Origin of the sequence: Pseudomonas sp. FP1740 (genome assembly GCF_030687165.1) — a bacterium.
GTDB lineage: Bacteria > Pseudomonadota > Gammaproteobacteria > Pseudomonadales > Pseudomonadaceae > Aquipseudomonas.
The window spans coordinates 6,624,590-6,632,520 of the sequence record NZ_CP117461.1 but is presented as its reverse complement, the minus strand read 5'-3'; the positions used below and the strand labels follow the sequence as shown (position 1 = coordinate 6,632,520).

5 protein-coding genes and 2 pseudogenes are annotated in these 7,931 nt (G+C 55.2%); all 7 read left to right on the top strand.

Features of this window, described 5'->3' with window-relative positions:
- Positions 1 to 295 precede the first annotated feature (295 nt).
- Positions 296 to 840: pseudogene (locus PSH69_RS29920) on the top strand (IS5 family transposase); the annotation flags it as partial.
- A gap of 767 nt (positions 841 to 1,607) precedes the next feature.
- Positions 1,608 to 3,464 carry a DEAD/DEAH box helicase gene (locus PSH69_RS29915; RefSeq protein WP_305410620.1) on the top strand — a complete coding sequence of 619 codons (1,857 nt, stop codon included), beginning with the start codon at positions 1,608 to 1,610 and terminating at the stop codon, positions 3,462 to 3,464.
- A complete protein-coding gene (locus tag PSH69_RS29910; protein WP_305410619.1) occupies positions 3,461 to 3,889 on the top strand; it encodes a hypothetical protein in 429 nt (142 codons plus the stop codon). The genes PSH69_RS29915 and PSH69_RS29910 overlap by 4 nt, the downstream gene beginning before the upstream one ends.
- A 557-nt stretch (positions 3,890 to 4,446) precedes the next feature.
- Complete coding sequence (locus PSH69_RS29905; protein WP_305410618.1) at positions 4,447 to 5,349, top strand: LysR family transcriptional regulator; 903 nt, start codon at positions 4,447 to 4,449, stop codon at positions 5,347 to 5,349.
- A 131-nt stretch (positions 5,350 to 5,480) separates the two neighbouring features.
- Entirely contained in the window at positions 5,481 to 6,107 is a 627-nt protein-coding gene (locus PSH69_RS29900) for a glutathione S-transferase family protein (RefSeq protein WP_305410617.1), read from the top strand.
- Between the two features lie 63 nt (positions 6,108 to 6,170).
- Positions 6,171 to 7,118 (top strand): annotated as a pseudogene (locus tag PSH69_RS29895) (pyridoxamine 5'-phosphate oxidase family protein); the annotation flags it as partial.
- A gap of 391 nt (positions 7,119 to 7,509) precedes the next feature.
- Complete coding sequence (locus PSH69_RS29890; protein WP_305410616.1) at positions 7,510 to 7,887, top strand: DUF6124 family protein; 378 nt, start codon at positions 7,510 to 7,512, stop codon at positions 7,885 to 7,887.
- Positions 7,888 to 7,931 lie beyond the last annotated feature (44 nt).

Below are 7,931 nucleotides of genomic sequence, written 5' to 3'. Positions count from 1 at the left end.
CTCTCCACTTCGAGTGGGCTCGTATGATGGATGGTCAGAGCTCCGCGCCCCACCGTCGTCATGTCTTCCCGCCCGTCTCACTCGCCGAACAGCATTCACGGTGTTGCGTGCTCAATCATCAAAGGCCGCGTCCTACGCGCCGTATACCTTGCTCGCCGAGACAACAGGCCGAAAAATCATTAGTGCGAATTCTTATGTTGAAGAATGTAGTCCACTAACTCCACTTAGGGAAACTCCGGAAAAGTCCCGACCGATCTGCTGAAATGGTGCCACTGCTGAATCTGAGCCTTGACGCATGACCCAGATGAGCTTTCCGATGCCGAGTACACCGGCAAACGTAAACAGACCCGACGCGAGCGCTTTCTTGGGGAGGCGGAGCAGGTGGTGCCGTGGGGCGGGCTGCTGGCACTGATCGAGCCGTTCTACTCCAAGGCTGGCGATTCCCGGCCGCTGTATCCCCTGGAAACCATGCTGCGCATCCATCTGCTGCAAAACTGGTTTCCCCTCAGCGACTCGGTGATGGAAAAGGCACTGTACGAAATCATCTCGTTGCGTCAGTTCGCCAAGCTATCGCTGACCCAGGGCAGTCCCCCGGAAGACACGACGATCATGAATTTCCTCCACCTGCTGGAGCAGTACGGACTGGCGGCAGGCATCCTGGCTGTAATCAATGGCCACTTGGGCGAGTGAGGACTGCCGCTGCGCTAAGGCTCCATCATCGATGTGACCATCATCCATGCGCCGAGTTCGACCAATAATCGGGAGGGCAAACGCGACCCGGAGATGCATCAGACAAAGAAAGGCAACCAGGACTTCTTCGGCATGAAGGCGCATATCGGCACAGCGCTGGCCTGGGGGGAGGCCGGGCTCACCAGACTGTCATGGATGGTAAAGTGCCGTAACGATGGAACGTGAGGTGCATGCCCTGATATACCAAAACTCAGTCAGATACTGGGTTTTCTTACGGCCGGCCCTTGGTGAAGTACAAGTTACTGGCCGCTATAATGGGTCGATTCTGTTGAAAAGTCCGGCCTGGTTCTCACGACAAAAAAGTACGCGTCTGAGATTGAATTCCTTGCTTTCAGCAGAAGCTTTCCAGACACGGATTTCAAGTAGTAGCGTGCAAAAGATGTGTTTTGCCCCGTCAATTTTCGAGCAGTTTGAGAAAACCGCCTTTTTCAACAGAATTGGTCGTTCTCTGCCGGTTATGTCCACGAACAGCGCTGGTCAAATCCGATGCAAATGACTGGTCAGATCGAATGCAAATAGGTGGGAAAGTCCGTGCAATTACCCATCTCGCGTAGTTAGGCGAGACTTCAAGGTAAGAGCATCGTGGCTATGAACTGTCTTCGGTAGTGTCGGCATGAAGAGGCCCGAAAATTTCAGGCACCTTGAGCAATATCATTGGGCTATTATGATTAAAAGCGTGTTCAGCTCCTACACCACCTTGGTTGATCCAGCTGATTCAGAAATAAGGATATTTCGATGCCCGCCCCGGCTCCGTTGCTGCTGAGAGTGCCCTTTCTATCGCAATCTGCGCAAGTGCATGCTGCTCGTTTGAGCTGCGGTTTTGGCGTGGATGATCGAAAAACGCCAGAGAGTTTTTCATGAATTACTTTACTGACACTGCCGTTAACATTTTAGGCAACAGTAAGCTGCGGACGCCTCAAATCGAGGCCTATATCAAGGCCCAAGAGCACTTTGCGAGCGATCCTGAACAGGATGCGCTGATCGTGTTGCCTACGGGTACGGGCAAGTCAGGGCTGATTTCCATCGTGCCGTTTGGATTGGCGAAAGGGCGTGTCTTGATCATCACCCCTGGCCTTGTGACCAAGCAGAGCATCAGGAAGACTCAAGACCTGCTCGAGGACAATTTCTGGATTAACTTTGATGTGATCTTCAGCGGAAATGACCTGCCCATCACCTGCGAATTCAACTCGCTGACGCTCCAGCGCAGCCTAGAGCAAAGCCACATCGTCTACTCCAATATTCAGCAAATACACAGCGACCGCCCTACGTGCCTGACCAAGCGAGTCCCACCCGACTTCTTCGACCTGATCATCGTCGATGAAGGGCATCACGCGCCGGCTGAAACTTGGCAAAAGACACTTGGCCACTTCGCCAAGGCTAAAAAGCTTTTTGTAACTGGAACCCCATTTCGTGGCGACAACCAGGAAGTGCCCGGAAAGCTGATTCACAAAACGCCACTGTCTGAAGTGATGAGAGACCGTTACGTCAAATGGCTCAGGAAAGAAACGGTCAATGCTCATGAACTCTATTTCACGTTGGCTGACCAGCCAGGCGTTAGGCTGTCAAAGGAGGAAGTGCTCGGGTTCAAAGACCCTGAGTGGGTCCAGCGCAGCGTTGCATTGTCGAAGGAATGCTCACTGGACGTGATTGACCAGAGCATTCACAACCTCACCGAGCTGAAAAAAGCGTCACCAAAAGTGCCTCACAAAATCCTTGCTGTGGGCTGCAGCATTGCCCATGCCGAGGATCTGCGTACTTGGTACGAGGCCAAAAATCTGAGAGCGGCGATTGTTCACAGTTACATGGAACAGCCGGACATCGATGCAGCTTTTAGAACGATTGATAACAATCAATGTGATGTTGTCATCTCCGTGAACATGCTGATGGAAGGATATGACCATAGATACCTTACGGTTCTTGCGCTTTTCCGGCCCTATCGAAGTCTAAATGCTTTTGCTCAAATCGTCGGCCGGGTGCTACGCGCAATCCCTACAGACGAGATCACAGCGTTCGAGATTGATAACAACGCTGTTGTGATCTACCACGAGGAAACCGGCCTGGATGCGATGTGGAGCTCGTTTCAGAAGGAGGTTGATCGAGCAAAACATCAACGCACCAAGGAATACATAATCACTGACCAGGAATACGTTCGAAAGGAGGAGTCCCTGGCGGGGGTTGGTTCCTCCGAAGCATTTGTCAGCGATCAGGATTCCTATTTGGAAGACCTGGACTTCAACAAGATTTTCTCTGACAAGCGAGCAGAAATCGATGCTTTTGCTGCCCAGAAAGTCAAAGAGCTGCCGGGTATAGAGGGTTACGACGCTGACGTGCTTGCACAGTTGACGAACGTCATCCGCAACGCTGAGATGAAGAAGGCCGCCCAGGTCATCGACCCTAACCTCTTGGAAAAACGACCAGAGATCGCGCGGAAGCAGCTTCGAGAGATCCTTACGAAAAAGGCCCAAGATGAAGTAGCCACGCTGCTCAGCGACCTAGGGATCGACGAGAAAAACTCTACGCTTTATCAGAAATTCGCAGCTCACGTTCCGATGGCAAAGCCGAATATGCCCAACGACGGTATACTGGTGAGCTTTATCAACACCAAGCTGGCTAAGAAGTACGGCAAGGTAGCTGAGCGTGATAATAGCTCACTTTCCGAGTCGATCGCGCACGTGGAAGTAGTCATCGCTGAACTGAGGAAAATGCTGAGATGAGCCTCGAATCTATCAAATTACTCGTTGACGAACTGACGACTCTCCATATCAGCCGAGGCGTTCAGCCTAGCGACCTCATCGACAACGTGTTCGAAAACGCTTACGTCGAATCAGCAGCTCATAAGACATCGAATGGTGTGGTATTTGAGATCACTTTTCTCGAGGCCGATGAAGACGACCGTCCTGTGAAAGTGGCGATGCGATACACCTACGACAGTAGTCGCCACTTGGTGCTCATCGAGCAGAAGGTCGCAGCAAAGAAATATGCAATTCAGTGGGATCGTGCAGCTTCAATACGCCAGCGGGTTGAAAGACTCGAAGCGATGCTGGCGACCAGCCTTCCACAAGAGAAAGTGACGGCCATACTTTCCACTATCCCAGATGATTTTGTGGCCATGTTCCCTCGTCTGAAGCTCGTCGCCTAGTCTTCGTAGGACTGTGCACGCCGAACTCGAAAAGTGTCCGTCCTGGACCCGCATATAATTCCGTCGTCCCCTAACAAGGCAAAGTGGAACGACGATTCATTTTGAACGCGGGTGAGAGACCTTGCTTCGCGAGGTTGGGTAGACAGATATCCTCTGACCTCAAGGTCAATGGGATGAGAGTCTACAGGGATCGCTGTCCCCCTAAGTTTCTCATGGCCTTGTTCATGAAACGCACGAATGGGGCGCTTGGACTCGCGTCACGGTCGACGGTGGTCGACTTATATACCCGAACGGGCCAGCAGTATGAGCGGGCTGGTGCTTATCGCCGCCCTGCGACCTATTGAACCCTGTGTCACTCTTAATTGTATAAAAAGACTTGGCTTCTGCGCCGTCGCGGGTATCTGTGTCAGTCTTTACTAACGATATAACGAAGAGGTAGTTGACCTAACCTACTGATTTATAAAGATAGAATATGTCACTCTTATTTGTTTGAAACCACCAATAAAAATCGCAGCCTACGGTTGCGATTTTTTTTACCTGAACGAAGGACATACCCGATGGACCGATTCCAGGAAATGCAGGTCTTCGCCGCTGTCGCCCAGGACCAAGGTTTCTCGGCGGCGGCGCGGCGTTTGGGGATGTCGGCGGCCAGCGTTACCCGGGCAGTAGCGGCGCTTGAGCAGCGCATTGGCACTCAGTTGCTGACGCGCACCACCCGCAGCGTGCATTTGAGCGAGGCGGGTCAGCGTTATCTGGAGGACTGTCGGAGAATTCTCGCCGAGGTGCAGGAAGCCGAGGATTCGGCCGCCGGGAGCCATGCCCAGCCCCGTGGGCAACTGACGATCACCGCGCCGGTATTGTTCGGCGATTTGTTCGTCACGCCGCTCATGGTCGGTTACCTGACTCAATTTCCTGAAGTCAGCATCAACGCTGTACTGGTCGACCGGGTGGTGAGCATGGTCGAGGAGGGCATCGATGTGGCCGTGCGCATCGGTGAATTGCCTGACAGCAATCAGCATGCAATTCGAGTGGGCGAAGTGCGGCGAGTGATTTGCGCTTCCCCTGGATTCCTGACTGATCATGGTCGGCCTCGGCATCCGGCAGATTTGAGCCGCGCCCCGATCATCGCCACCTCGTCCATCGGGCAGCCCAGAAGCTGGCCGTTCCTTGAGGCGGGAGAGCCGATCAGTGTTCGTCCGGAGCCACGTCTTGTGGTCTCTGCCAATCAAGCGGCGATCACTGCCGCCGCCATGGGCCTGGGATTGACCCGGGTTCTGTCCTATCAAGTGGCGAGCAAGATCGCCGCCGGTGAGCTGGAAATCGTCCTGGCTGACTTCGAACTGCCGCCATTGCCCATCCATGTGGTCTACCAGGGTGGGCGCAAGGCTCCGACGCGGGTTCGCAGTTTTGTGGACTTCGTGGTGAAGGTGCTGCGCGAACACCCGGCCCTGAATGGCTGAAGGGTTATTGCACTGGATGAAATAATGGATTGCGTTTACTGGTGATTCTGTTGCTTTGGTTGTGGATGGAAGATAGCGCTCCATCGGCGCCGATCTTTCCTGAGCGGTGCCATCACCCAGCGGAGCCAACCATGCAAGCCATCAAACTCTACAATTTCCCCCGTTCCGGCCATGCTCACCGTGTGGAGCTGATGCTGTCGTTGTTGCAATTGCCGACCGAGCTGATCTTCGTCGATCTGGCCAAGGGCGCACACAAACAAGCGGATTTTCTTGCGCTCAACCCGTTTGGTCAGGTTCCGGTGATTGAGGATCAAGGCATGGTGCTGGCCGATTCCAACGCGATCCTGGTCTACCTTGCGCAGAAATACGGCAACGGTCGCTGGCTGCCAACCGATCCGGTCGGTGCAGCCAAGGTTCAGCGCTGGCTGTCGGTCGCCGCCGGGCCGATTGCCTTTGGTCCTGCCAGGGCAAGGCTGATTACTGTATTTGGTGCGCCTTACAACGCTGAAGAGGTGATCGCTTATGCCCACACCTGGCTCAAAGTGATCGATCAGGAACTGGGCGCAACGGCCTATCTGGCCGCCAATGAGCCGACCATCGCCGACATCGCCGCGTACAGCTACATCGCCCATGCCCCGGAAGGCAATGTGTCGCTGGACGACTACGCCAACATCCGGGCCTGGCTGGCGCGGATTGAAGCCTTGCCAGGGTTTGTCGGCATGCCGCGCACTGTCGCCGGTTTGCAAAAAACTGCCTGATGCTCACGGCCCGACTCGGTCGGGCCGTTCTTATTACGCGAGGAGCGCAGAGGAGAAGCCGTTATGGAACGTTCACCTTGGCACGTAGGCGAGAAACAATTGCAGGCTCGTGTGGATGTCGCCGAGCGAATGGACGAATTAGGTCGTAGGGTGATTCGCAGCGAGATGCCGGATCAGCACCGTACGTTTTATCAGCAACTGCCGTTCATGCTGTACGGCGCGGTGGATGCTGACGGCAACCCTTGGGCCAGCATTCTTGAAGGGGCGCCGGGCTTTGCCCATTCTCCAGAGCCCACGCTGCTGCAGTTCGGCAGCCTGCCTGGCAGCGACGATCCAGCGCAATTGCAAGATGGAGCGGCGATCGGTCTGCTCGGTATCGAGCTGCACACCCGACGTCGCAACCGTCTCAATGGTCGAGTTGGTGCTATGACGGCGAGCGGCTTCGAGGTGAAGGTGGAGCAATCTTTCGGCAATTGCCCGCAATACATTCAGTTGCGCCAGTTTCGCTCGGTGCCCTTGGCGGATCCCGCGACCCGTATCGCGCAGCATCTCAATGGGCTGGATGACGCGGCCAAAGCCATGATCGCCAGCGCCGATACCTTCTTTGTCGCCAGTTATGTGGACGTCGATGGCCGACGCTCGGTGGACGTTTCTCATCGCGGTGGCCAGGCCGGTTTCGTCCAGGTTGAGGGCAATCGCCTGACCATCCCGGACTTCGCCGGCAACCGGTTCTTCAATACCTTGGGCAACCTGCTGATCAACCCTCGAGCCGGTTTGCTGTTCATCGATTTCGATTCGGGTGACCTGCTGCACCTCAGCGGTCGCACGCAAGTCATCCTCGAAGGCCCGCAGATCGAAGCCTTTCAAGGGGCCGAGCGGTTGTGGGCATTCGAGGTGGAGCAGGTAGTGCGTCGGCCCGCGGCGCTGGCCTTGCGCTGGCGCTTTGACGGTATGTCACCCACCAGTTTGCTGACCGGCACCTGGGCGCAGGCCAACGCACGTCTGCAAGCTTAGGCCCTGGAGGAGAAAAAGATCGCAGCCTTCGGCAGTTCCTACAGAGGGTAAACAAATTCTGCGTAGGCGCTGCCGAAGGCGGCGATCCTTTGATCTTCAGGCAGCCCTACAAACGATGATTTTGGGGGATGTTTCCGACAGGTTTTGACGGTTGTCGGGTGGGAAGTGGAGTGGATAGGCTTTTGGGGTCGCTGCAAATTCAGTGATCGGGTTTGGTCGCCCAGGTTTAGAATGGCGCACTTTTGTGCTTGCTTCATGGCGAGCTGTGCGTGGGAGGGCTTAGGCCCTGCCGGGTTCCATTCCCTGGTCGACCAACCCGCGTACGGTTCGCCACCCTTCTGCTTGGTCGCAGTGTTGGCGAACTCCAGTCCTCGAATGGAGTTTCACCATGTTCAAAGCAACACTGAATCCCCCGGAAACCGACGCCGTTTCCCCTTACGAATCCCTCGATTCAAAAAAACTCAACGAAGCCGCCGAGCGCGCGCTCGATCACTACCTCAACCCTTCCGCCCTCAAAGCACCGGTCGCCCGCAAACCGAGCACGATGTTCATGGTTGTGCCGGATATCAAAGACGAAGACCTGTTGGCCCACACCTGTGAATCGTTGGCCCAGGCCAGTGTGATGGCGAGTGATTTTACGGGCTATCTGGAAGGGCCGCACCGGCATACGGCGATGGCGATTCAACAGATCGTCATGCTGGCCGAGCTGGCGGTGAATCGGATGCTGGATAACGTTGGCGCATCAAAAACTGCGCCACACAGCTGAACCCTTGTAGGAGCTGTGGCGAGGGGGCAAGCCCCCTCGTCCCT

Excerpts from the sequence above, each read along its gene's own strand:
- PSH69_RS29910 (WP_305410619.1), top strand. The coding sequence starts at position 3,461 with ATGAGCCTCGAATCTATCAAATTACTCGTTGACGAACTGACGACTCTC.
- PSH69_RS29905 (WP_305410618.1), top strand. The coding sequence starts at position 4,447 with ATGGACCGATTCCAGGAAATGCAGGTCTTCGCCGCTGTCGCCCAGGAC.
- PSH69_RS29915 (WP_305410620.1), top strand. The coding sequence starts at position 1,608 with ATGAATTACTTTACTGACACTGCCGTTAACATTTTAGGCAACAGTAAG.
- PSH69_RS29890 (WP_305410616.1), top strand. The coding sequence starts at position 7,510 with ATGTTCAAAGCAACACTGAATCCCCCGGAAACCGACGCCGTTTCCCCT.
- PSH69_RS29900 (WP_305410617.1), top strand. The coding sequence starts at position 5,481 with ATGCAAGCCATCAAACTCTACAATTTCCCCCGTTCCGGCCATGCTCAC.